Consider the following 23168-nt stretch of genomic DNA (forward strand, 5'->3'; position numbering starts at 1 on the left):
GTCGGCTGGACCGCCACGGAACACGGCGTCGAGATGCCGGTTCCGCGGTGTCGCAATGCCGGTTCCGCAGTGCCGCCAACCAACCCTAGCGCGAAGCAGAGACTTCGCAGGCAACAGCGGCGCAACGCGGGAGAACGGGAAAGGATATTCAATCGAGCCGACAAGCGCGCCGGATCAAACAGCGAGACACGCATCGACAGCGCGAAACCCCCGCCGACCAGCGGGCGGCTCTCCAGGTCGCGAGAGCAGCGGTTGAACACCGTTGGCGGGACCTCGTCGCTCGGCGGACACCCGTCGACAGCAACGCCCCGTCGAGGCTCAGAAACACGGAAGTCTCCTTGCGTTCTTCCGAGGCCCTCGCCCCGTGCGTATCGCACGTCCGTGCGCCTGTTGCACGGGTCTCGTCGCGATCAACCCTCGCCAAGCCGCCAACTCGGCGCACGGCCTACTATGCTCCACGCAGGAGCAGAAGGAAGTAGAGCCATGCACGCCGCCGAGATAAACGTCGAAGAGCTCTTCAAGAGCGACAACCAACTCACCGTACCCCTATGGCAAAGACGCTACGCATGGCAACGTGATCAGTGGGCCGCACTTTGGTCTGACTTAATGCGTGTTGAAGAGGCAAGTTCGGGTGATGCGCCGATAAGCCACTTCGTTGGAAGCGTCGTTCTCCATGCGCAGGAGGGCACAGGGCTCCCATTTGAGTCCCACCGATATCTGATCGTCGACGGCCAGCAGCGCATCACGACCCTCACTATACTCATATGCGCAATCCGAGACCAGATTGCAAGGCAAGAACAAGACGGGGATCGACGCGATCAGGTCATCACTCTTTACACATCCCGCTACCTTCGAAATACAAACCTGGCCGACGACCACCAGGAACGGCTCGTTCTCCAGCAACCTGATCGCACGGCCTTGAGCCTGCTTGTCAACGGCGGCGAGCGGACCGGCACTACTCTGGTCGAGCAAGCCTACGAGTACTTCTCAGCCGCCCTTTCGCGCCTGACGAGCGCGCGCGTTCAATCGCTAATCCGGATCATCGCTAAACGACTTACGGCCGTGTGGGTTGTTCTAGAACCGGGTGACAACGCGCATCGCGTGTTCCAAACGCTCAATTCGGGCGGCAGGCAGCTAGATCAATCAGACTTAGTACGGAATTATTTCTTCCTTCTCCTCGGGGAGGACGGTGACGAGTTCTACGATCTGCACTGGAAACACCTCGAGTCCGACATCCCGCAGGGTCGCCTTCAGTCATATCTCGCGGCATGGTCGGTCAGTCAGGGTTTCGCGGGCTCAAAGTCGGCCTTGTTTGCATACTTCCAAGATGACCTGGGCGGGAGCGAGCACAACAAAAGTGCCGTTCTTGAGTACGGGAAGAGCTTTGTGAAATCGGCGGCGCTATACCGGCACATTCTCTTTCCTGAAGAGTGGGTGGATGTTGATACCGCAACGAGGGGGACCCTGAAAACTCTTGCGCGATGGGGTACGGAGCCAGCCGAGGGGCTACTTCTATACCTCCTACGCGCACATCAAGCGGGCACCGTCGACGACGCGGAGCTCGGCACGGCCGGGGAGCTGATACTCAGTTACCTCGCCCGGAGGTTCTTAGCGGGGTATGCGCCGAATCGCCATCGGTCAATCTTTGTTCGGTTGGCTCAAAAGTTGCGCGAACGCGATGACTTGCGAGGGCCTGAGCTGGTCAAGTTCCTTCGCGCGCTTCTGTCTGAACTAGACGGAGATAACGCTTGGCCCACGGACGCGTTCCTCGCCGAGAGAGCAATCGGAACACCCCTCTACACCCCATCGAGAACGAAGTGGGTGTTCATCGTACTCGAGAGAATCAACGCGGAGTACTTTGACTATAAGGCCAATGTCCCTGGGTCTTTGAATGACTCGTCATATACAGTCGAGCACATCCTTCCACAGCGCCCGTCAACCGACTGGGAATCTGATCTACTTTCTTGGGGGGTTGGCAGCGTGCAGAATCTTCTCGAGACACACAAGGACGTCCTCGGGAACTTGACACTATCAGCAACGAACTCTCAGTTGGGGAACAAATCGCTCGCTCAAAAACAGAACATATATAAAGATGACACGCTCCGACTGAACCTTGGACTAATCACAGTGGACCGTTGGGATGCTGCTCGCATCAACCAGCGGGGACAGGAACTCATTTATCGCGCAGGTAAGGCGTTCGCCCCTCCACTTTCGAAGCAGCAGATTGCCTCCCTTGGGTTTTTCGACTCAAGTAGAGATTCTTTAGGAGCAGACGTCAGCGAAGATTCCGACGAAGAGTCGAATACGCCCATGGGGTGACTATGGCTCGCTCGTTCAAGGAGAACGCAGGACCCGCTAACCACATGCGTTCATCGAAGCAGAACGGCCCGATGACTCTTGCGAGCCCCGCGAGGGCTAATCTTCCTCACCATTAGAAGGGCTCCGAAAACTCCGGAGCCGCACAAGGCTCCGGTCGCCCGCACTAGCGGTGCTGAACACGATCGTTGCGTCAGACAAGTGAGCCCGTCGTGGGAGCGCATGATGGACCAAACGCAGGCTTGGGGCTATCCGGCGCGGGGCTAGGCACGCCGCGCCGCGGCCGCTGCGGGCCTAGCCCGAGATGTCGGAGGCTCGTTGGTAGGCTAGCCCAGCCCTACCCCAGCCCAAGCTACCAAAACGAAAGAAGCCGATTGAGCATCACAACGGCGGGACGCGAAACGAATACGAATCTCTTTGGTGACTATACGCACGCCGCCAAAAACCGGACTAGTGACGCGATAACTGCTGTTGCAGCCGACGACCGAGCGACTGCTCAGGTCAACTGGCTATCTGCCGTGGCATCGCTCGCACAGAATGTCCGGCCAGACTTGGCAGCGTCGGTAAGCGCCTACCTGGGAGTGGAGCCGTCAGGGAACAATCCGCTGGCGGACTTGTCTATCGGCGAGCTTGGCGTTGTTTATGAGGCGATCCTGGCCCTCTCCGACCACCATAGCAGGAAAGCCGAAGGACAATACTTTACGCCGGATGACGTCGCCGAGTTTATGGCATCTCACCTTGCGTCGTACGAGCCGGGCGTTTGGATTGATCCGTGCTGCGGCGTTGGCAACCTAGCGTGGCACCTGATCGCGAACTCCGACGAGGACGCACGTGGAGAATTCCTTCGAGGCCGCCTCATTCTCGTCGATCGTGATCCCGTTGCACTGAGAACGGCAGTCGCCCTGCTGTGCTTGACCTTCGCTGACCTCGGTGACGAGGACGCGGTTGCTGCGCTGGCGGAGCACTCAATTGTCAGCGACTTTCTACGCGATACTCCTCTTCCGCCCTACGACTTTGCCATATTCAATCCTCCCTACGCCCGCTCATCTGATTACGACTCCTATAGGACAGCCGCTACTCGAGACCTGTACGCGCTTTTCATGGAGAAGATCAGCGCAACCACCGCCGGTTTCATATCGATCACCCCTTCGTCATATTTAAGCGGTACGAAATACGCGCCCGTGCGTCAAGTTCTCAAGGAGCTGAATGGTGGGCGAGTTTATGTCTTTGATAACGTTCCAGACACCTGTTTCAGGGGCTTCAAGTACGGAAGTTCGAATACATCGAAAACGAATTTCGTTCGAGCAGCCATCACCGTTGTGTCCCCGAAAGATAAACGATGGCTAATTACTCCGATACTTCGATGGGCAAGTCGATCGCGTTCGAAGACTTTCAAGAATGCTTGGCGCTGGCTGACGCCTTTGAAAGTCTCTCCGGACGGCACTTGGGCGAAGGTGATGCCAGGATTTGAAGATCTTTGGGACGTAGCCGTATCGGCCCCTAAGCTTCGCGAACTGACACAGCACCATCCCTCTCCCTGGCGTTTAGAAGTTGCATCTACTCCCCGGTACTACATTTCTGCCAGCACCCGCGACCTCGACAGATCTTCAAAACATGTTTTATTCTTTACAAGCGAGGAGGCGAGAGATCGCGGCTATCTCGCCCTAAACAGCTCCATGGCCTACTGGTGGTGGCGAACTACAGACGGCGGCATCTCCCTGTCCAAGCGTACGCTTCTATCGGTGCCAGTACTGACTGCACCGGAAGAAGCGCCTGCACATTTGATAGAAAAACTTCGGCAATCAGACATTGCCGATGTGGTTGTCAAACTCAACTCAGGCCGTTTGAACGAGAACGTGAAGCGTTCGCGAGAACTAATAGCGGAAGTTGACCGGGCGGTTTTCGGTGAAAATCACCCGGACTTCAGCAGCGTTTACGCGGCAGATATGTTCGCTGAAACGGAAGGATCCAATCTTGTTCATTGAGACAATACCTCGCCCGACCAAGAAAGACATAGCGCGCGATATTGCTCGGATTCTCGCTATACCGGAGGCGGAGATGTCCCGAGGGGGCACCGTTAAGAGCGACTTTCTGGACCGAATCTCGGAAGCACTCCTCGGGTCCAGCACTAATCAGGAGGATACGTATCGTAAGGCCGAGTTTGTACTTTCCGGCTTAGGCGAGACGTACGATCCGTGGTGGGATACGAGCGAAGCCCAAGGCCCGACCGGTGGGGGCACAGTCACGACTCGCGCATACTCGCGGATTCGAGCAAATCTCGCCCGCGAGCAGCGCTGCTTTGCAGTACCCGGCAGTGTGGCTGCAGGGCGCGAGGAATCCCACACATTCAATGGGCGACCGCACAGAATCCCACTAGCGGAAGCCGGTCCCGGAAGTAATCTACTCTTCTTCGAAGAGACCTCGGATGGGTATGTTGCTACAGGTGTCGGCTCGTTGTTAGTCACGGCTCCTGGTTGGACCGACCCGTGGAAAATCCAGTGGACCTACCGACCCTTTGAGACTCCGCTAGTCTTTGATTCCCCTTTCGGGCTACCATCTGGTGTTTTTGAAATCTCGGTCGCATCCTTCGAGAGCTTTGGGACCGCGACTGCGGAGCTCGAGTCAACTAATTCCGGTCGCGCAGAAGCGGCCATTGCAGAACGACTGACCGATACGTACAAGGTAGACGACGTTCGGCTCAATTCGGTAGCCATCCCTCCTCGCTCGGACGTTGGCGGCCCAATTGCGGCGCTCACCGAAGTCGCCTATACCGAACAGAATACGGGTGCTCTCAAGCCAGCACATGATGCACCAACGTTCCGGCGTCCTCAAAATCGTGCCCTTTCTCGCGAGATTGAACGAAGAGGGGTGCAGTTAGCTCACCGCGCTTTGACAGAAGATGGTTGGCTACTTGAGAGGGATTGCCAGAAAGATGGCGTTGGATACGACTTTGTTTACCTGAAGAACGGGCGTCGAATTCACGTTGAAGTCAAGGGGATACAGGGTACAAGAATAGACTTCAATTTGACGCCGAAAGAATGGTGGCGAGCGCTCACAGACGAAGATTGGCTGCTGGTCACAGTAACGAACGCACTCTCTCCAGCCCAGTCGACGATTTCTGTCTTCACCGGGAATCAGGTCCGTGCGGCACCGCGATCGGTTGTGAGCTACCGCTTGGCGATGTGAATTCCCAACCGTTGGATGAATAGGATTTTTTCTCCTACCTACTGGAATAGGTTGCCGATCCAACTGAGCGGGAACGTGCCCTGTCACGATGCTGTGAGTAGGCTCGACTACAACGGCCGGATGCTTCGGTCACCGGCGACCGAAAGAGGTGCTGGCTACGACGACCCCGGGCAACGCCGACTCGGCCGACGTCCTCGCCGCGATGACGCAGGGCACCCCAGCAGGCGTCCCGGTGCAGCCGGTCGACATCGCCCGCGCCGTCCTCTGGGTGGTCTCCGACCAGGCCGCGTTCGTCACCGGCGGCACCATCGACGTCGACGGCGGGATCGCGTCGACGCGCATGAGCTGACCGCGCCTGCGCTCACTGCGACCGCCGAGCGGTTGACGGAACCACGTGACGGACGGGAGGCGCGGTGCCAGCTGGCACCGCGCCTCCCGTCCGTCACCGCTCAGGTCTCCGGGTGATCGCCGCCGTCCGTCTGGAGGGGTACGAGCCACGGCGCGATCCGGACGAGCTGCTCCCAGCCCGCCCCGAGCACGGCGTCGATCTCTTCGACCGGCACCGGGAACAGCCTGCCGACGAACGCCTCCCACCCGTGCGCGTCGAGCTCGCCGGCTCGCACCTCGTAGGGCTGCCACTCCTCGGGCACGAGCTCGAGACGGTCCATCGCGTCGTCTCGCCGATCGGCCACGACCGCCTCGGCCGGCACGGAGATCGGGGCCGCCTGCAGGAACCGCACGACCTGCCCGATCGACCCGCTGTCGGGAACAGGCTGCACGAGCTCGATCTCAGCGGCGACGCTGCCGTTGCCGACCAGCGACAGGGCTGCCGTCTCGTCGTCGATGGTCGCGAACCACGTCTGCGGAGGGGCATCGGCATCTCGTCGCGCGACGACACCGGTCGGCTCGGCGACGAGAACACCCTCGCGACGGACGACGAACACCTCTCCCACGTACCGGCTCATCACACCCATTGTTGCCGGTGGGTGCACGGCCGCCAAGGGCCGCACGAGGTATTGATGTTTCAAACCCGAGTCAGTGCGAATGAGACCGATGCCGCGGCCGACGACCACGGCTTGACGACCGACCACCAGGAGACCCCTGTGCAGCCCTTGCGCCTCACCTTCGTCGTCGTCGGATCGATGGTGGGCAGTGTCGTGACACTCTCTGCTGCAGCGATCGTGATGACAGCCCTCGCCGCGATAACCGGTGCGCCCACCAGCGTCCCCGGTCTCATCACCGCCACGCCCGGCGACGGACCCACGCTCGCGACGGCGTCGACGGGCGATGCGACCACGGTCTGGTTCATCGTCGTCACGCTCGGGTTCGTCGCGGCCGACCTGCTCGTGGTCCGGCGGCGCCGGACCCAGCGCGTGCACCCCGCCGGCGCCGCGGATCGACGGAGGTGACGGTCAGGCCAGTCGGACGAACCGCGGCCCCTCGTACCCGTCCCGAGCCACGTGCGCCGTGAAGTCGGCGAGCGACCGCACCCAGTGCCCGCGCTCCCCGTACAGCGCCTGGTACACGACGATCGGCTCCTCGGTCTCGACGTCCTTCGCCACGAGGACCACCTCGTACTCCCCACCCTTGAAGTGCCGGTACCGCCCAGGGGTCACGTCGCTGCTCACGCGGCCGATGGTACCCATGCGACCATCGTTCGACGGCGTGATCGTCTTCGTGGTGCTGCACCGCAACCTCGACCGCGTCCGTCGCTCCCTCGCGACGCTCGACACCGCAGCGGCTCGAGCGAGGCGTCCACTCCCCTGCACCGGATATCCGACACAGAGCCTTGTCCACCGATCCGTCATCGTTCGCGCGACGACGGTGCACGCGTGCGACCCGTCGCACGGTGGAACAGTGGAACAGTGGGAAGCCGATGACGCACGCCGCCGACACATGGCGCGTTTCGGTCGACGGGACACGGCACCCGAGCTCGCCGTCCGACGAGAGCTTCACCGCCGTGGCCGTCGGTTCTTCGTCGATCGTCAGGTCAGCCGCCGGTGCCGCGTCCGCCCCGACCTCGTGTTCCCTCGTGCTCGGATCGCGGTGTTCATCGACGGCTGCTTCTGGCACCGCTGCGAGGAGCACGTGCAGCTCCCGCAGGCGAACGCCGAGCTGTGGCGCCGGAAGCTGCTGGCGAACCGGCAGCGCGACGCCCGGAACCAGGCGATCCTGACGACCGAGGGCTGGCGGGTCCTCCGCTCGTGGGAGCACGACGATCCCGCAGCAGTCGCAGATCGCGGCGAGGACGAGCTCGACCGCTGGGCCGCCATCGTCGGCCGACCGCAAGGGCAGGGACGAGAGTGACGGGAGGCTGTGCCCCGACCGTCGGGCGTCAGAGGGTGATCTGACCGCCTGCCCACTCCTGCAGCGTGGCATCGTGGGTCGCCACCACGATCGCGCTCCCCGCACTCCGGAGCTGCTCGAGTGCGTCCCGCACCAGCACCGCGCTCATCTCGTCGAGCGAGGCCGTCGGCTCATCTGCGAGCACCAGCAACGGCCGTTGTACGAGCACCCGCGCGACGGCGACCCGCTGCTGCTCCCCACCGCTGAGGAACCCCGCCCGCATCCGGAGGCGACCCCCGAGCCCCACCGCGTTCGCCGCCTCCTGGACCCGCTCGTCGCGCTCACGCGGAGGGACACCGGTCGGCCGCACGACGCCGAGGTTCTGCTCGATCGTCCACTGCGGCACGACCGCGTGGTCCTGCACGACGAACCCGACGCGGTCTCGCCGCATCAGCCGCCGCGCGCGACGAACACTCCGGTGCACGTCCTCGCCCCGCAACCGGACAGCCCCTCGCGTCGGGGTCTGCAGCCCGCCGAGACAGCGGAGCAGCGTCGTCTTCCCCTGCCCCGACGGCCCGAGGACTGCGACGGCGTTCCCCGGTCGGACGGACAGGGACAGCTCGTCCCACAATCTCCGGGGCCCGATGTCGAACCCCAGTCCGTCGACTTCGAGCACCGGCGCTCCGATCACCATGTCTTCCTCCACTCGTCCGCTCCACGGGTCGGGATCACGGCGGATACCACGCCGAGCAACACGAGGGCGCCCACTCCGCTGGCGACGCCTGCGGTGAGGATCACGTCCCCACGAGCTCCCGACAACGCACTCGTCACCGCGGCGGTGGTCAGGGCTGTGCCGCTCGCGCCGACGAGGAACCACCGGTGCCGGACCAGCGGGTGCCGTCCGACCAGGTACTGCACGCGCCCGAGTCGAGCGGTGCGGATGCGGTGTTCGCCCACGAGCGAGATCGCTGCGAGCACGAGGGCCGACAACGCAGCACCGACGGCCAGCAGCAGCGTGTGGCGCTCGGTCCGGAGTTCTCCGAGTTGCCGTTCCACGCGGGCCCCCACGCGGTCGACCTGCAGGACGATGTCCGCGAGCCCGGCAGCCCGCAGCTGGCGTTCGAGCGCCGCGCGGTCGGCGAAGCGCACCTCGCCGTTCGCGACGCCGGTCCCGACCTGATTCGGTGCGAGGTCGCTCGGGTCGGGGACGACCAACACGGGAATGTCCGGCCACGTCGGCAGCAGCGGTTCGATCCCGTTCGTCCAGAGGATCGCGGACTCGGAGACGGCTGCGGTCGAGCGCACCCGTCGGATCCGGATGTCGAGTGGTCGCGGAGGCTGACGTCCTTCCACCTGCCAACCGGTCGCGATGTCCGCCGCTGCCGCATCGCGCAGCGCGTCGCTCTCGCCGGCGAGGGCATCGGGCACGAGCAGGAGTGGTTGCCCGTGCGGAGGGAGGCCGCCCGGCACGAGTGCACGCAGGGACGCGCTGGCGTCGCCGACCAGTGTGAACCGATCCGTGAAGGAGGAGTACGCCATGCTGGCGTCCCCTCGCGCGAGTGCTCCGGTCGCGATCGCCCCCAACGCCTGGTCCTGCTCGAGGGTCGTCGACGCTGTGCCGAGCACGACGTCGTCCCCGTGCGCAGCTTCGGCGACGAGGATCCGTTCGGCCTCGGCGGTGGTCCGCTGACGGTCCTGCAGGCACTGCACGTCGGCGACGGCCACGACGACGAGCGACATGCCGGCGGCGGCGACGAGGACCATCGGCCATCGAGCCTCCGCAGCGCGGTGGGTCGCGGCAGCGCTCAGCAGGGCGCAGCCGACGTGCAGCACGAGGGCGGCCAGCAACGCCGCGAGGACGCACACCACGACGACGACCGTCGTGAACCGGAGCGCCGGAGCGCTGGCCCCGTGCACCGCGAGCGCCACCGGCGGACCCACGCATGCTGCGACCACCACTGGGCCCGTCAGGCGACCGAGGTCCAGGGCTTCCGCGCAGGCCACGCTCCCACCGGACCAGCCCGCTCGCAAGCGAAGGTCCTGCCGTCCGGCACGGCGTCTCGACTCGGCGACGAGCGCGATCCCCAGTCCGAGCAGGACGGCGACCGTGACGAGCGCGATGGTCGGCCGCGCCAGGACCACGACGAGCGCCTCGACCGGAGCGGGCGTGGTGTCGACCGTCGTGTACCCGGCCTGCCGCAGCTCCTCGGTGAACCGTCGGACCGACCGTCCGTCGCCCTCGACCGCCATCGGACCGAGCAGGTCGAGCGTGCCACCGTCACCGATCGGCCGTGTGCTGATCGCCGCACCGATCCCGGGCTGCGCTGCCGTCCCCCGGAACGTGTAGGCGGTCCACACCCCGGGCCGTCCGTCACGGTCCGGAACCAGGAGCGAGACTCGCACCCCGGAGCGCTCAGCCGCAGCGGTGATGTCTCGGATGTGTTCGACCTTCGTCTCGCCGACCGGCAGCTCAGTGAGCTCGAGCGTCGCCCGCCCGGCGAGGAGCCCGAGTGCCTCGACCTCGCCGACGACGGACACCGCGAGCACTGCCGACAGCGCGAGGACGGCTGCCACCGCCAGGACGGTGGCAGCCGCGAAGTTCCTCATCCGCGGCGGGCCCAGAACGCCTGGTTCCCGGAAACCGCCTTCGGCCGGTGGGCGTACGCGACCTTCGTCGGTGGCTGCCATGCCGATCGGGTCACGACGCCGTGCGACTTCACCGATGCACGGTGCGTGGATCCGTTGTGCTGGTAGACCGAGTGCACCTCCCCGCTCCACACGCCGTAGGTCCACGTGCCGCCCTCCGGGTAGGACGTCCCGTTCCGGGTCTCGCCGACCCGGTCAGCGGACGCGCCTCCCTCGACCACCCGTCCGGACGACGCCGGAGAGTCCGACGCCACCGCCGCGGTCGCTCCGACCGGCCCGATGGCGGCCACGACGACCGCGGCGGCTGCGATCGAGACCAACTTCTTCCTCACGATTGCTCCTCCTCAACTCCCGACGGGCTCCCATCGGAAGCGCCACCGTAGCAACCGGAACACCGCGCGTCATGCTTGGTATATCAACCGTGTACGAGGAAAACGGACGGGAGGCGCGGTACCAGCTGGCACCGCGCCTCCCGTCCGTCATCGTGTCGCGACCGCGACCCGCACTCACCAGGTGAGCACGAACCGCCCCCGCGTCCCACCAGCAGCCAGCCGCTCGTGCGCCTCAGCCGCACGCGCAGCGGGCAGCACCTCGGCCACCCGCGGCGTGAGGACCCCGTCCTCCACCGCCTGCCGCAGCTCCTCGAGCAGGTCGAACGACGTGTACTCCGAGAACACCATGATCCGCTCGAACCGGATGCCGCGAGCGCCGTTGCCCTCCCAGCCCCGCACGTCCGCGAAGAACCCGCCGTCCCGCACCGCGTCGACGACCTCGTCCCGCTGCACCGCGGCGTCGGCGAGCGCGTCGACCCCGCCGTGCACGATGCCCCGGACGGCCGCTGCGAACCCGTCGCCCCGGCGCACCATGTGGTCCGGCCCGAGGGAGCGCACGAGGTCCTCGTCCTTCGGTGCTGCGTCGGCGATGACCGTGATGCCGCGCTGCTCCGCGAGCTGCACGACGTAGTTGCCGAGCAGCCCGGCGGCCCCGGTGACGGCGAGCGTGTCGCCCTCCGCCAGATCGGCGCGCGCGAGGATCTGCAGCGCGGTCAGCCCGTTCATCGGGACGGTCGCCGCCTCCTCGATCGACAGGCCCGCCGGGATCCGTGTGAAGGAACCGACCGGTGCGACGAGGTACTCGACGTAGGCGCCGCCGTGCTCGGACAGCGGCAGGGCCATCGCCATGACCTGGTCACCGACCTGCCAGTCCTCGACGTCGGGTCCGACCTCGTCGATCACCCCGGCGGCGTCCATCCCGGGCACGTACGGCGGCGAGGCCTCGGACGAGTCCCGCTGCCCCTCGCGCACCCCGGTGTCGGTGGGGTTCACGGCGAACGCCTGCACCCGGATGCGGACGGTGCCGGGGCCGGCGTGCGGCTCCGGGACCTCGTGGACGGCGAGGGCTTCGGGCCCTCCGAACGTTTCGACTCCGACGACCTTCATGTCCTCCGGTCTACGCGCCCCGGACCGTGCGGACTCAGCGGACGTTGCAGGAGCGAACATCCGCGCGGCCGACACCGAGCCGTCCCGCTCGGTCGCTACGACAGGGCCTGGGCGACCTGGAGGAAGAGCATCGGCAGGAGCGTGCAGACGGCCGACACCATGACGACCGCGCACACGGCCGGTGCCGCAGCGCCGATCGGCCGGCCGAGCCGCTCCTGCCGCCGCATGCGGAGGAGGCCCAGGGCGGGCACTCCGATACCCATGACCGCGGCGATCACGCCCAGCAGCAGCCTGCCGTCGCCGGACCACTGGGCCGACGAGGGTCCCACGGTGGACAGGACCGATGCCAGCGCCAACGACCACCCGATGAAGAGGGACACGATGCTGCCCGCGATCCACCCGGTGCTCGTCAGGTCCTCGCCGCCCGGCTGATCCTCGCCATCCGGCTGGCGCTTGCCACCCGGCTGACGCTCGCCACCGGGACCGCTGCGGGTCACTCCTCGTCGACCGCGTTCGGGTCGACCAAGCACCCGCTCTCGAGCAGCAGGTCCTCGGCGCGCTGTCCGACCGTCGCCCTGCCGTGCCAGTCGTCCGCTACGAACAGGTGGCCACCGCCACCGTCGAACCGTTGGTACAGCTCGTAGCCCTCGTCCTGCAGCAGGCGCAGCGCGGGCTCGCTCATCCGGGCGCCTTCGGCATCGGACACGGTCGCGGACGGCGAGGGCACCGGCGAACCGGACGCCGCGGGCGCGGATGGTGCCGACCCGTCCGCCGGGGGCGCGGGCGCCGCCGCCGACGGCGCCCAACCTGCGACGAACCAGGAGTAGCGCACCATCGTGCCCGCGCTGTGGTTGTCCAGGCGACAGCTGTCCGTCTCGACCTCGGCCGGCGGCGCCGAGCTGTCCCGCCCCATCGCCGCGACGACCCGGTCGCCGAGCGACCGCAGCTCCTCCTGCGCCTCCGCCACGGTCCGCGCCGTCTCCCCGTCCGTCGGCGGCTGCGCACGCTCGGCGGCGTCGGAGGCCATGCGCGCCCCCTGGAAGAACGGCAGCGGCAACAGCGTGACCCCGCCCAGGGCGGCCAGGAGCAGGCACACGGTCGGACCGACGATGCGCGCCGATCGGCCGTCACGCCGCTCCCGGCGCAGGCTGAGGAAGCCCCAGAACGGCACGCCGAAGCCGAGCGCCGCGGCGATCAGGTAGGCGAGGATCATGCCGCCGTCGGACCAGCGGCCCGACCACGGCCCGGCGGTCGACAGGACGGAGGCCAGCGCCAACCACCAGCCGACGAACAGCGCGACGATGCTGCCCGCGATCCAGCCGCCAGCGCTCGCGCGGCCTTCGCCGCTCGGAGCGCCGCTGTCCCTGGTCCCGTCCTCGTCCGTCGTCACGCTTCCCCCTCGTTCACAGCCCGATCCTTCAGCTCCACGTCCGCATCGCCACGACCACCGCGACCGGCAACGACACCGCGAGCACGATCCCCACGACGACCGCCAGCGTCCGCGCCACTCGGATCCCCTGCTGCCCGACCCAGATCAGCAGCAGGATCGCCGTCAGGTAGAGCGGCGGCACGAGCAGCAGCGGCACGAAGCCGAGCCCGGTCCACTCGACGAGCGCACCCGCGAGCATCTCGTACGCGGTGCAGCCGACAGCCACCACGAGCGCGATCCAGACGCCGGCGGGTGCCCGACGTCCCGGCGCACCGGCAGACACGTGCTCACTCATCCTCGTCGTACCCGTCGCCCGGACCGCCCGCCAGACAGGTCGTCTCGAGGTCCACCTCACCCGAGACCTCGGTCACCCCGGCGTACGCCTCGTGCAGCCATCCGTCCCCGTATCCTCGGACGTCCCAGCCGAGCGGGTCCGCGTCCCGGAGTCCGGCGTCACGGAAGACGTCACGCACGGGAGCGATCCGCTGCTCGAGCTCCGCCGCCGGCAGTTCGTCGGCCTCGCGCTCCGCCTCGGATCGCGGGTCGTCCTCCGGCACCGAGGAGGCGGACCACCGCCACCGGTACTGCGTGCCCTGGTCGAGGTTCGACAGGGGGCACGCCGCGGTGTACTGCCCGACCTCCCCGGAGCCGAAGTCTGCGCCCATCGCCCGCACCGCGCGCTCTCCCACGGCCGTCAGGTCCTGCTCGGCCTGCGCCTGCGTCCGGCTCGTCTCGAGCGCGGTCGGAGGCTGCGCCCGCTGTTCCTCCTCCGCCGCCCAGCTCTGCGCGATCCCGACGGTCGGGTACCCGAGCGACACGGCCGCGAGGACCGCGAACACCGCGCAGCCGATCGGCCCGACCAGCGTCACCGACCGGTTCCGCCGCCGCTGCACCAGCAGCACGACGATCCCTGCCAGCGGCACCCCGGCGCACACCACCGTGACGACGATGCTCCCGATCGTCTGGTTCGAGAGCGTGTGCGTCGAGTTCCCGGCGCCGTTGTACCCGGCGAGCGCGACCAGCAGCCACATCACCCACCCGGCGGGCAGCAGCAGCCCGCTCGCCACGATCCACCAAATGCCGTTCCGCCGCCTCGGCGGCGACCACGCGACGTCGTCGACCATCGATCCCCCGTTCCCCACGACCACCGTACCCACCGGACGGGAGGCGCGTGACCAGCCCGCCCCGCGCCTCCCGTCCGGAACACCAGCCGACGGTTCCGCCTACGCTCGAACGAATGCCCGCCCCGCACCACCCTGCCGACCAGCCGTCGTCGTCCGACGGGTTCATCCGCGTCCGTGGCGCCCGTGAGCACAACCTGCAGGACGTCGACGTCGACATCCCCCGCGACCGCATCGTCGCCTTCACCGGTGTTTCCGGCTCCGGCAAGTCCAGCCTGGCCTTCGGCACGGTCTTCGCCGAGGCACAGCGTCGGTTCCTCGAGTCCGTCGCCCCGTACGCCCGGCGGCTCATCGCGCAGGGTTCGACCCCGCACGTCGACTCGATCACGGGCCTGCCCCCGGCCGTGGCACTGCAGCAGCGCCGCGGAGCCCCGAGCACCCGCTCGACCGTCGGCACCCTGACGACACTGAGCAACTCGGTGCGCATGCTCTACTCGCGCGCCGGGACCTACCCCGAGGGCGCCGAGCAGCTGTACTCGGACTCGTTCTCGCCGAACACGGTCGCCGGTGCCTGTCCGCGCTGCCACGGACTCGGCACCGCGCACGAGGTCACCGAGGCCTCGGCGGTGCACGACCCGTCGCTGTCCATCCGCGACGGCGCGATCACCGCGTGGCCCGGTGCCTGGCAGGGCAAGAACCTCCGCGACGTGACGGCGGTGCTCGGCTACGACATCGAGCGTCCGTGGCGGGAGCTGCCGCAGGCGGACCGCGACTGGCTGCTCTTCACCGAGGAGCAGCCCGTCGTCGAGGTCCACCCCAAGCGCGACCGGGTGGCGAAGCCGTACAAGGGCCGGTTCTGGAGCGCACGGCAGTACACGCTGCACACCCTCGCCGACTCGCAGAGCGAGACGCAGCGGAACAAGGCCCTGCGCTTCGTCGAGTCCGGCCCGTGTCAGCTCTGCCACGGCTCCGGGCTGACCCGGGCAGCCCTCGCGGTGACGTTCGGCGGCCACTCCATCGCGGAGTTCAACGCGCTGCCGCTGTCCGAGGTCGCCGAGGTCCTCCGACCGGCTGCGACACTGACCGACCCGTCGCCCGCGCAGAGCCGGGTGACGTCCGGGGAACGGTCCGAGGTCGCGAAGTCGATCGCGGCGGACCTGCTCGGCCGGGTCGAGGTGCTCGTCGGACTCGGCCTCGGGTACCTCGGGCTCGACCGTGCGACGCCGACGCTCTCCCCCGGTGAGACGCAGCGCCTGCGCATCGCGACGCAGCTCCGGTCGGGGCTGTTCGGCGTCGTCTACGTGCTCGATGAGCCGAGCGCTGGGCTGCACCCTGCCGATGCTGAGTCCCTCGTGCAGGTGCTCGACGACCTCCGCGCGAGCGGCAACAGCGTCTTCGTGGTCGAGCACGACATGGACATCGTCCGGCGAGCGGACTGGATCGTCGACGTCGGCCCGGGTGCCGGTTCGGGAGGTGGACGCGTGCTCTACAGCGGGCCGCCCGAGGGGCTCGCCGACGTCCCCGAGAGCGTGACACGGCGCTACCTGCAGCCCCGGACCTCGCCCGTCGAGCACGAGCAGCGGGAACCCGTGGCAACGCTCGAGCTCCGTGACCTCACCCTGCACAACCTTCGTGGCGACACGGGCAACGGGCTCGACGTCGACCTACCCCTCGGAGTGATGACCGCCGTCACGGGCGTCTCGGGCTCCGGCAAGTCGTCGCTCGTCGGCGGCGTCCTGCCGACGGTCGCTACGCAGCACCCGCTCGTGTCCCGCGTGGTCGAGGTCGACCAGAAGCCGATCGGCCGGACGCCCCGCTCGAACCTCGCGACCTACACGGGCATGTTCGACGCGGTGCGCCAGGCCTTCGCGGCGACGGAGGACGCTCGGGAGCGCGGCTGGACCGCCGGCAGGTTCTCGTTCAACGTCGAGGGCGGTCGCTGCGAGGTCTGCCAGGGCGAGGGCTCGGTCTCGGTCGAGCTCCTGTTCCTGCCGGGCAGCTGGGCGCCGTGCCCGGAGTGCCACGGCGCCCGGTACAACGCCGAGACGCTCGAGGTCCGTCGGAACGGGTCGACCATCGCGGACGTCCTCGGCATGACCGTCGACGACGCGTCGGACGTCCTCGCCGGCCTGCCCGCCGCCGCTCGCGCGCTTGAGGCCCTGCGGAGCGTCGGCCTCGGCTACCTCCGGCTCGGTCAGCCCGCGCCCGAGCTCTCCGGCGGCGAGGCCCAGCGCATCAAACTCGCCACCGAACTCCAGCGCGCCCGGACCGGTCACACGCTGTACCTGCTCGACGAGCCGACCACGGGCCTGCACCCGGCGGACGTCGAGCTCCTCACCGCCCAGCTCCAGCGGCTGACCGACGCAGGGAACACCGTCGTCGTGGTCGAGCACGTGATGTCGGTCGTGGCGCAGGCGGACCACGTCATCGACATGGGCCCTGCCGGCGGCGACGAGGGCGGCCAGGTGGTCGCGTCGGGCACCCCGAGCGAGGTCGCGGCAGCCGCCGCGAGCCGGACCGCTCCGTACCTGCGGGCGGCACTGGGGAGCTGACGGACGGGAGGCGCGTCACCAGGCCGCCCCGCGCCTCCCTTCCGTGAGCTCCGTGCCCGGTCGCGACTCTGGCCACGAGCCGCCGCAGGCGGTTCACCACCCGACGGCTGACGATCCTGGTGCTCCGCACCTGAAGTCAGAACACCACGATCGTCACGACGCCGATGATCACGAGTTACCCAATTTCGCAGACCGCCAGCCGCGGCAGGTCTCTCAGGATCAGTACCCGATGAGCAGGACAGCCTTGAAGGGCAGTCGGAGCCGCTGCGAGGCGTAGATCGCGGACAGTTGCTCGCGCGTCTTGGAGTAGGCCTCCGTCGAAAGCGCTCTGCCGCCACTCTTATAGCTGTACGAAAGCGGCATCATGAGCACGAAGTATTCTGCGTCGAGAAGCAGCGAGGCCCGGATGATGTCTCGGTACGCCGCGTTGCTCATTGCACCGCGCCCGGCTTCCACCTCGACCGCGATGCCGAGTGCGTCGTGGAACGCGTCGATCTCATACGTGACTTCCGGATGGCCGTTCTCACCGAAGAGGACCGGGCGTTCGATGCGTTGACCCCGAGCTTTCCCTGACTCGACACGGTAACCGAGTGCCTCCATGTCTGGACGCAGCACCTCGAGGACACCGTCGCTGGTCGGTCGAGTCATGCCTGCCTTGAGCTGCACCGTGGTGTCGAGAGCAGCCCGATGCTCGCCAACGGAGGCGCAGAGGCTCTCAGCCCAACGCTCAGGGCGAGCGTTCCGAGGGAAGTAGCTCCACAGTGGGTAAGACACCTCAGGATTATGCACGCAGGTGTGATGCGAGAAAGTCGCGACATCCTCCGATCGGAGGATGCACCTCCGCCCGCCCCTCCGATCCGCCGGAGCCCACCCACCCGTCAGGCTGGACACATGTCCACCACACCGGCCGTCACGGTCGAGCACCTGACGAAGCAGTACCCCGGCGGGAAGACCGCCGTCGACGACGTCTCCTTCACGATCGAGCCCGGCGAGACCTTCGCGCTGCTCGGCCCGAACGGCGCCGGCAAGTCCACCACGGTCGAGATCCTCGAGGGCTTCCGCTCCCGCACCGGCGGCGAGGTCCGGGTCCTCGGGCACGACCCCGCGCACGCCAGCCGCACCCACAACGCCCGCGTCGGCATCGTCCTGCAGACCAGCGGGGAGTCCCCGAACGTCACCGTCGCCGAACAGCTGCAGCACTTCCGCCACCTGTACCCCCGCAGCCGCCCCGTGGACGAACTCCTCGCCGCCACCGGACTCGAGGCCCAGCGGAACACGCGCATCAGCCGCCTCTCCGGAGGACAGCGCCGCCGCGTCGACGTCGCCCTCGGGATCATCGGACGGCCCGAGGTCCTGTTCCTCGACGAGCCGACCACCGGCTTCGACCCCGAGGCCCGTCGGCAGTTCTGGCAGCTGATCCGGAGCGTCAGCGCCGAGGGCACCACCGTCCTGCTCACCACGCACTACCTCGACGAAGCGGCGCACCTCGCGGACCGCGCTGCCGTGCTCGCCGGCGGCCGACTGCTCGACGTCGCACCCATCGACGCGATCGGCGGACAGGACGCACGCACCCCGATCGTCCGGTGGCAGGACGACACCGGCGCGCCCCACGAGCGCCGGACGGCCGACCCGACCGCACTGGTCCGGAGCACCACGACCCCGATGCACGCGCTCGAGGTCGTCCGCCCCTCGCTCGAGGACGTCTACCTCACCATGATCTCGGAGCACGCAGCATGAACCCCGCAGTCAGCATCAGCCTCGGCGCCCACCGCATCGCGTACGAGCTCCGGTCGTACTTCCGCGCACCGGACTCGGTCTTCTTCACCTTCCTCTTCCCGATCGTCATGCTCGCGTTGTTCTCGGTGGCGTTCAGCAGCGCCGACGACATCCAGGCGGGCCCGAGCGTCAGCGTCGACTACGCCACGTACTACCTGCCCGGACTCGTCGCCACCGGCTTCCTGCTCTCCGGCACGCAGGCACTCGGCGTGGACATCGCCGGCGAGCGCAGCGACGGCACGCTCAAGCGGCTCGGCGGCACCCCGCTGCCGGTCGTGAGCTACTTCGTCGGCAAGATCGGCATGGTCCTCGTCACCTCGATCGTCCAGACCGCGCTGCTCCTCGTCGTCGCGAGCCTCGTGTTCGGCGTCGACCTGCCGACCGACGGCGGTGCGTGGGCCCGGTTCGCCGGGATCATGCTCCTGGGTGTCGCGACGGCGAGCGTCCTCGGCATCGCGATCTCGGCGCTCCCCCGTGAGGGCCGCCGCGCCACCGCCACGGTCGTCCCGATCGTCCTGGTCCTGCAGTTCATCTCCGGCGTGTACCTCCCCTTCACCCAGCTGCCCGACTGGCTGCAGACCGTCGCGGGCGTCTTCCCGCTGCGCTGGATGGCATCGGGGATGCGCTCGGTCTTCCTGCCGGACGCGTTCGCGTCCGGCGAGCCGGGAGGCGCGTGGCACCTCGGACTCGGAGCCCTCGTCCTGGCAGCATGGCTGGTCGTCGGTACCGTCGCGTGCCTCCTGACGTTCCGGTGGAACCGACGGGACTCCTGATCGTGCCTGTGGAGAACGCCCGCACCGGCCGCACTCGATGGGATGCTGTCGGCATGGACCGGATCACCAGGCACCGCAACTGGGGACTGCACGTCGCGGTAGCAGTCGCTGTCGCGCTCGTGTCGGTGATCGCAGCGACCGACTGGTCGCCCTGGCCGTCACGCTGGCCGGCCTTCGTCGCCCTCGGGCTGCTCACCCTGGCGTACGTGACGTACGGCTGGCGTGGGTACGACGAACCCCGCGCCGCAGCAGCCTTCGTGCCGTTGCTCGTGGTCGTCGCCCTCGTGCTGCCCGCGGTCGTGCCGAGCACCGCGTTCGTCCAGTCCGTCCTGTTCCCCGTGGCATGGTGCCAGGTCGAGCGCATCCGCACCGCCGTCTGGGTCTCGGTCGCCATCGGCATCGCGTCGGGCGTCGGCCTGCAGATCGCATCCGGCCCGGACGCCCTCGCCGGCACGATCATCATCGAAGCGATCAGCGTCCTCGGCGCGTGCGCGCTCGGGCTCTGGATCTCCCGGATCGCACGGCTGTCCGACGAGCGCCGCAGGCTCATCGAGCAGCTCGAGGCGACGCAGCAGTCCCTCGCCGAGGCGAACCGCGCTGCCGGCGTCACGAGCGAACGGGAACGCCTGGCCCGCGAGCTCCACGACACCGTGGCGCAGGACCTCGCCGGCATCGTCATGCTCACCGAACGGGCACGCGCCGACCTCGCCGCCGACCGGCCCGACCGGCTCGGGGAGCGCCTCGCCGTGCTCGAGGAGTCCGCCCGGACCGCGCTCGAGGAATCACGGGTCCTGGTCGCGGCTGGCGCAGCCGGGGTCGCCAGCGACCGCCTCGGCGCTGCACTGCACCGGCTCGGTGAGCGCTTCACCCGCGAGACCGGCATCCCGGTCGTGGTCCATGCCCCGGACTGCCCGCTCGACCGCGACGCGCAGGTGGTCCTGCTCCGCGTCGGACAGGAGGCCCTGGCCAACGTCCGCGCGCACGCCCGTGCGGCCTCGGCCCGCGTCGCACTGCACGTGGACGGTCCGCGCACCGTCCTCCGTGTCGAGGACGACGGCGTCGGCTTCGACGCCGACGCTCCGACCGCCGGGCACGGCCTGCGCGGGCTCCGCGACCGGCTGGCCCTGGCGGGCGGGACGTGCGTCGTGCGGTCGGCGCCGGGGACCGGCACCGTGGTCGAGGCATCCGTGCCCACCGGAGCCGAGCCGAGCCTCCAGTCCGCACCGGCGCAGCCGACCGCCACGGGAGCGGCACGGTGATCCGGGTCGTGGTGGCGGACGACCACCCCATCGTCCGCGCGGGCATCGTCGCCCTGCTGCAGGACGCCGACGACGTCCGGGTGATCGGCCAGGCCAGCGACGGTGACGAAGCCGTCGCGACCGTCCTGGCCGAGCGCCCCGACGTCGTGCTCATGGACCTGCGCATGCCCGGGTGCAACGGGGACGAGGCGACGGCGCGCATCCTCGCGCGTGAGCCGGGCATCCGCGTGCTCATCCTGACCACGTACGAGTCCGACGACCAGATCCTGGCGGCGATCGAGGCCGGCGCCTCGGGCTACCTGCTCAAGGCGGCGCCCGAGTCGGAGATCCTCGCCGGGCTGCGCGCGACCGCCCGGGGCGAGACAGCCCTCGCACCCTCAGCAGCCGCGGCGCTCGTGCGCCGGACCACCGCGAAGGCCCCGGTCGGGCCGGCGCTGAGTCCGCGCGAGCTCGAGGTACTCGAGCTCGTGGCGCAGGGGAACTCGAACCCCGCCATCGGCCGCACGCTCTTCGTCAGCGAGACCACGGTGAAGACGCACCTCGGGCACGTGTTCGAGAAGCTCGGCGTGAACGACCGCACCCGGGCGGTCACCCGCGCGATGGAGCTCGGACTGCTGCGCTGAGGCGCGGCAGACGCCTGCGCTCAGGCCAGGTCGCGCCGATCGACCGTCAGGAACCGGACGACGTCCCGCGCGAACGCCGCCGGCGAGGACGGCCGCATGGTGACCGTGTCGCCGTCGATCTCGCGGTCGAAGACACCGATGCCCGGCACCACGATCGACAGCACGGCGAACTGCCGGCGCTCGCCCCACCCTCGGACGGTGTGCCAGTCGCGGACGGGCCACGCAGCCTGCATCCACCCGACCTCGCTCGGGCACGGACCGTCACGATCGTCCAGGGCGGCGAGCGGGACCGTCGCCGGCTCCTGGTCCTCGATCACCCAGCTCGGATCGACGCCGAACCGCGCGAGGAGCTGCCGGCTGAGCTGCCCGTGCGGGATCACGCCCGTCGCGCTGTGCCCGACGCCGTCCTCGACGACGAGTGCCGAACCCTCCTTGAACCACGCGCGCCATCGCCTCGTCACGACGTCGCGTGTCCGGCATTCGACGACGAGCAGGTCCTCCGGGGCGTGCGCCGGACGCAGCAGCGCGGTACCGGCGGCCGTCAGCGCGCCGAAGCGTCCTGTGAGGCCGGCAGCGCGAGCAGCCGTGCCCACGTTCGACCGTCGGATCCGTCCGGGGACGACACCGCGGTCCTCCACCTGCACGAGGTGCTCGAACAACCCGTCCGGCCCACGGACCGTGAGCAGCGCGGCCGCACGATCACGCCCCTCCGACGCGGCACCGCCGCTCGTGGTGTCTGTGCCGATGACGCGGTCTGCCGGCGGGATCTCTGCTGATCGCTCCACCGAGGCGGTCGACCATCGCGACCGCAGGACCTCGTCGACGACCTGCACCGCCAGCGGCCACTCGTCGACCGGCCCGCGGGAGGTGATGCGCACCGCTGTCGACCCGACACTTCCGCACCGAACGTCTAGGATCGTCCCGGTGCTCCGTAGGACGGTCAACCGCTCCGGAGCGCCTTCGATGAGCAGCGCGTCGGGGTCGTCCGCTGCCACGGCAGCGAACCCGACAGCAGGGTCGGCACCACGCGCCTGGACGTGACGCAGGGTGATGGTCGACCCGGCACGTGCGAGCTCGACCGCTCCCGGCCCCGCGACCGCTGTCCAGTCGTCCGGAACCTCGAACACAAGGCCGCCGACGATCGCCAAGCGGTCCCACCGGACGTCCGGCCACGGCAGCGTCGGCTTCCCGCTCATCATCGTCGTGTCCGATCGCGGTACCAGCGCGGGGTCGCCCAGCGCAGCATGCCGAGCATGAGGCAGAACCCGATGATGCCGGACACGACGTACACGATCATGAGGACACCGGCCAGGGCCAGGAAGGGCCCGTCGAACTGGGTCAACGCAGCACCGAAGGAGAGCATCGACAACCCGAGCCACCCGAAGCCGAAGACCTGCGTCGTCGCGTTCCAGTGGACCCACGAACGCCAGAGTCCGGCGTACGCAAGCGCTCCCAACACGACGCACACCGCCCCGACGAGCATCACGATCACCGGTCCCCCCACACGACCATCCTGTCCGACGGCTCGAGGAGCCTGCAACACGGAACAGCATCAGCCTCGACAAGAGAAGTTCCCCGTTAACGCAGGAAACCCCTGACCGATCACGGTCAGGGGTTTCCTGGTGTTGCTGGAGTTTGAGTCCGGCGGCGTCCTACTCTCCCACAAGGTCCCCCTTGCAGTACCATCGGCGCTGAGAGGCTTAGCTTCCGGGTTCGGAATGTGACCGGGCGTTTCCCTCTCGCTATGACCACCGGAACACTG

At 68.1% G+C, this 23168-nt stretch carries 24 protein-coding genes and 1 rRNA gene; 11 read left to right on the forward strand and 14 right to left on the reverse strand.

Annotated features, from left to right (window positions below):
* Positions 1–483: 483 nt before the first annotated feature.
* From D8M35_RS02670 to D8M35_RS02685, 4 genes are all read left to right on the forward strand, one after another.
* Positions 484–2319, forward strand: coding sequence for a DUF262 domain-containing protein (locus D8M35_RS02670; protein WP_161972571.1), 1836 nt, complete (start codon positions 484–486; stop codon positions 2317–2319).
* Between the two features lie 515 nt (positions 2320–2834).
* Entirely contained in the window at positions 2835–4301 is a 1467-nt protein-coding gene (locus tag D8M35_RS02675) for an N-6 DNA methylase (RefSeq protein WP_161972572.1), read from the forward strand.
* Positions 4291–5502 carry a DUF3883 domain-containing protein gene (locus tag D8M35_RS02680; protein WP_126890432.1) on the forward strand — a complete coding sequence of 404 codons (1212 nt, stop codon included), beginning with the start codon at positions 4291–4293 and terminating at the stop codon, positions 5500–5502. Before D8M35_RS02675 ends, D8M35_RS02680 begins: the two co-directional genes overlap by 11 nt.
* 148 nt (positions 5503–5650) lie before the next feature.
* The gene (locus D8M35_RS02685) at positions 5651–5851 is read left to right on the forward strand and encodes an SDR family oxidoreductase (protein ID WP_238638064.1); all 201 of its coding nucleotides are present in this window, start codon (positions 5651–5653) and stop codon (positions 5849–5851) included.
* A 100-nt stretch (positions 5852–5951) separates the two neighbouring features.
* Here D8M35_RS02685 and D8M35_RS02690 read toward each other — a convergent pair whose 3' ends face one another.
* On the reverse strand, positions 5952–6467 hold the full coding sequence (locus D8M35_RS02690) for a hypothetical protein (protein WP_126890433.1): 516 nt from the start codon (positions 6465–6467) through the stop codon (positions 5952–5954).
* Between the two features lie 138 nt (positions 6468–6605).
* Between D8M35_RS02690 and D8M35_RS02695 the strand changes: the two genes are divergently transcribed.
* A complete protein-coding gene (locus tag D8M35_RS02695) occupies positions 6606–6911 on the forward strand; it encodes an LPXTG cell wall anchor domain-containing protein (protein ID WP_126890434.1) in 306 nt (101 codons plus the stop codon).
* Between the two features lie 3 nt (positions 6912–6914).
* Here the strand turns inward: D8M35_RS02695 and D8M35_RS02700 are convergent, their stop codons facing one another.
* Positions 6915–7130, reverse strand: a complete 216-nt coding sequence (locus D8M35_RS02700) for a DUF1653 domain-containing protein (RefSeq protein WP_238638065.1) — start codon at positions 7128–7130, stop codon at positions 6915–6917.
* A 268-nt stretch (positions 7131–7398) separates the two neighbouring features.
* Between D8M35_RS02700 and vsr the strand changes: the two genes are divergently transcribed.
* Positions 7399–7809 carry a DNA mismatch endonuclease Vsr gene (vsr, locus tag D8M35_RS16975; RefSeq protein WP_238638066.1) on the forward strand — a complete coding sequence of 137 codons (411 nt, stop codon included), beginning with the start codon at positions 7399–7401 and terminating at the stop codon, positions 7807–7809.
* Positions 7810–7837: 28 nt separating this feature from the next.
* Here vsr and D8M35_RS16505 read toward each other — a convergent pair whose 3' ends face one another.
* The 8 genes from D8M35_RS16505 to D8M35_RS02740 all read right to left on the reverse strand — a co-directional run bounded on the left by D8M35_RS16505 (position 7838) and on the right by D8M35_RS02740 (position 14426).
* On the reverse strand, positions 7838–8482 hold the full coding sequence (locus D8M35_RS16505) for an ABC transporter ATP-binding protein (RefSeq protein WP_161972573.1): 645 nt from the start codon (positions 8480–8482) through the stop codon (positions 7838–7840).
* A complete protein-coding gene (locus D8M35_RS16510; RefSeq protein WP_161972574.1) occupies positions 8476–10362 on the reverse strand; it encodes a hypothetical protein in 1887 nt (628 codons plus the stop codon). Before D8M35_RS16510 ends, D8M35_RS16505 begins: the two co-directional genes overlap by 7 nt.
* A 29-nt stretch (positions 10363–10391) precedes the next feature.
* Entirely contained in the window at positions 10392–10766 is a 375-nt protein-coding gene (locus D8M35_RS02715) for a lactococcin 972 family bacteriocin (protein WP_161972575.1), read from the reverse strand.
* A 174-nt stretch (positions 10767–10940) separates the two neighbouring features.
* Positions 10941–11873, reverse strand: coding sequence for an NADP-dependent oxidoreductase (locus D8M35_RS02720; protein ID WP_126890437.1), 933 nt, complete (start codon positions 11871–11873; stop codon positions 10941–10943).
* A 95-nt stretch (positions 11874–11968) separates the two neighbouring features.
* Positions 11969–12370: a hypothetical protein gene (locus D8M35_RS02725; RefSeq protein ID WP_126890438.1), complete on the reverse strand. Its 402-nt coding sequence runs from the start codon at positions 12368–12370 to the stop codon at positions 11969–11971.
* Complete coding sequence (locus D8M35_RS02730; protein ID WP_126890439.1) at positions 12367–13263, reverse strand: hypothetical protein; 897 nt, start codon at positions 13261–13263, stop codon at positions 12367–12369. The genes D8M35_RS02725 and D8M35_RS02730 overlap by 4 nt, the downstream gene beginning before the upstream one ends.
* Positions 13264–13291: 28 nt before the next feature.
* Positions 13292–13597, reverse strand: coding sequence for a hypothetical protein (locus D8M35_RS02735; protein ID WP_126890440.1), 306 nt, complete (start codon positions 13595–13597; stop codon positions 13292–13294).
* Complete coding sequence (locus D8M35_RS02740) at positions 13590–14426, reverse strand: hypothetical protein (protein WP_126890441.1); 837 nt, start codon at positions 14424–14426, stop codon at positions 13590–13592. Before D8M35_RS02740 ends, D8M35_RS02735 begins: the two co-directional genes overlap by 8 nt.
* 113 nt (positions 14427–14539) lie before the next feature.
* On the opposite strand from D8M35_RS02740, the gene D8M35_RS02745 reads away from it, so the two are divergent.
* Positions 14540–16975 (forward strand): excinuclease ABC subunit UvrA, encoded by a 2436-nt coding sequence (locus D8M35_RS02745; RefSeq protein WP_126890442.1) that lies wholly within the window; start codon positions 14540–14542, stop codon positions 16973–16975.
* A gap of 219 nt (positions 16976–17194) precedes the next feature.
* On the opposite strand, the gene D8M35_RS02750 is transcribed toward D8M35_RS02745, so the two are convergent.
* Positions 17195–17641: a hypothetical protein gene (locus D8M35_RS02750; RefSeq protein WP_126890443.1), complete on the reverse strand. Its 447-nt coding sequence runs from the start codon at positions 17639–17641 to the stop codon at positions 17195–17197.
* Between the two features lie 225 nt (positions 17642–17866).
* On the opposite strand from D8M35_RS02750, the gene D8M35_RS02755 reads away from it, so the two are divergent.
* From D8M35_RS02755 to D8M35_RS02770, 4 genes are read left to right on the forward strand one after another with little or no spacing between them, the layout of a single operon-like run.
* Positions 17867–18712, forward strand: a complete 846-nt coding sequence (locus D8M35_RS02755; protein ID WP_126890444.1) for an ABC transporter ATP-binding protein — start codon at positions 17867–17869, stop codon at positions 18710–18712.
* Positions 18709–19524, forward strand: a complete 816-nt coding sequence (locus D8M35_RS02760; protein WP_126890445.1) for an ABC transporter permease — start codon at positions 18709–18711, stop codon at positions 19522–19524. Before D8M35_RS02755 ends, D8M35_RS02760 begins: the two co-directional genes overlap by 4 nt.
* A 53-nt stretch (positions 19525–19577) precedes the next feature.
* Positions 19578–20783: a sensor histidine kinase gene (locus D8M35_RS02765; protein WP_161972576.1), complete on the forward strand. Its 1206-nt coding sequence runs from the start codon at positions 19578–19580 to the stop codon at positions 20781–20783.
* On the forward strand, positions 20780–21406 hold the full coding sequence (locus tag D8M35_RS02770; protein WP_126890447.1) for a response regulator transcription factor: 627 nt from the start codon (positions 20780–20782) through the stop codon (positions 21404–21406). The genes D8M35_RS02765 and D8M35_RS02770 overlap by 4 nt, the downstream gene beginning before the upstream one ends.
* A gap of 20 nt (positions 21407–21426) precedes the next feature.
* Here the strand turns inward: D8M35_RS02770 and D8M35_RS02775 are convergent, their stop codons facing one another.
* From D8M35_RS02775 to rrf, 3 genes are all read right to left on the reverse strand, one after another.
* Complete coding sequence (locus tag D8M35_RS02775) at positions 21427–22284, reverse strand: hypothetical protein (RefSeq protein WP_126890448.1); 858 nt, start codon at positions 22282–22284, stop codon at positions 21427–21429.
* 317 nt (positions 22285–22601) lie between these two features.
* Positions 22602–22910, reverse strand: coding sequence for a hypothetical protein (locus tag D8M35_RS02780; RefSeq protein ID WP_126890449.1), 309 nt, complete (start codon positions 22908–22910; stop codon positions 22602–22604).
* Between the two features lie 135 nt (positions 22911–23045).
* Positions 23046–23162, reverse strand: a 5S ribosomal RNA gene (gene rrf, locus D8M35_RS02785).
* Between the last annotated feature and the right edge of the window lie 6 nt (positions 23163–23168).

This window comes from Curtobacterium sp. HSID17257, assembly GCF_003989515.1.
GTDB lineage: Bacteria > Actinomycetota > Actinomycetes > Actinomycetales > Microbacteriaceae > Curtobacterium.

Coding starts and splice junctions, on each gene's coding strand:
- D8M35_RS02765 (WP_161972576.1), top strand. CDS start 19,578: ATGGACCGGATCACCAGGCACCGCAACTGGGGACTGCACGTCGCGGTA.
- D8M35_RS02745 (WP_126890442.1), top strand. CDS start 14,540: ATGCCCGCCCCGCACCACCCTGCCGACCAGCCGTCGTCGTCCGACGGG.
- D8M35_RS02760 (WP_126890445.1), top strand. CDS start 18,709: ATGAACCCCGCAGTCAGCATCAGCCTCGGCGCCCACCGCATCGCGTAC.
- D8M35_RS16505 (WP_161972573.1), bottom strand. CDS start 8,482: ATGGTGATCGGAGCGCCGGTGCTCGAAGTCGACGGACTGGGGTTCGAC.
- vsr (WP_238638066.1), top strand. CDS start 7,399: ATGGCGCGTTTCGGTCGACGGGACACGGCACCCGAGCTCGCCGTCCGA.
- D8M35_RS02690 (WP_126890433.1), bottom strand. CDS start 6,467: ATGAGCCGGTACGTGGGAGAGGTGTTCGTCGTCCGTCGCGAGGGTGTT.
- D8M35_RS02670 (WP_161972571.1), top strand. CDS start 484: ATGCACGCCGCCGAGATAAACGTCGAAGAGCTCTTCAAGAGCGACAAC.
- D8M35_RS02755 (WP_126890444.1), top strand. CDS start 17,867: ATGTCCACCACACCGGCCGTCACGGTCGAGCACCTGACGAAGCAGTAC.
- D8M35_RS02735 (WP_126890440.1), bottom strand. CDS start 13,597: ATGAGTGAGCACGTGTCTGCCGGTGCGCCGGGACGTCGGGCACCCGCC.
- D8M35_RS02740 (WP_126890441.1), bottom strand. CDS start 14,426: ATGGTCGACGACGTCGCGTGGTCGCCGCCGAGGCGGCGGAACGGCATT.
- D8M35_RS02720 (WP_126890437.1), bottom strand. CDS start 11,873: ATGAAGGTCGTCGGAGTCGAAACGTTCGGAGGGCCCGAAGCCCTCGCC.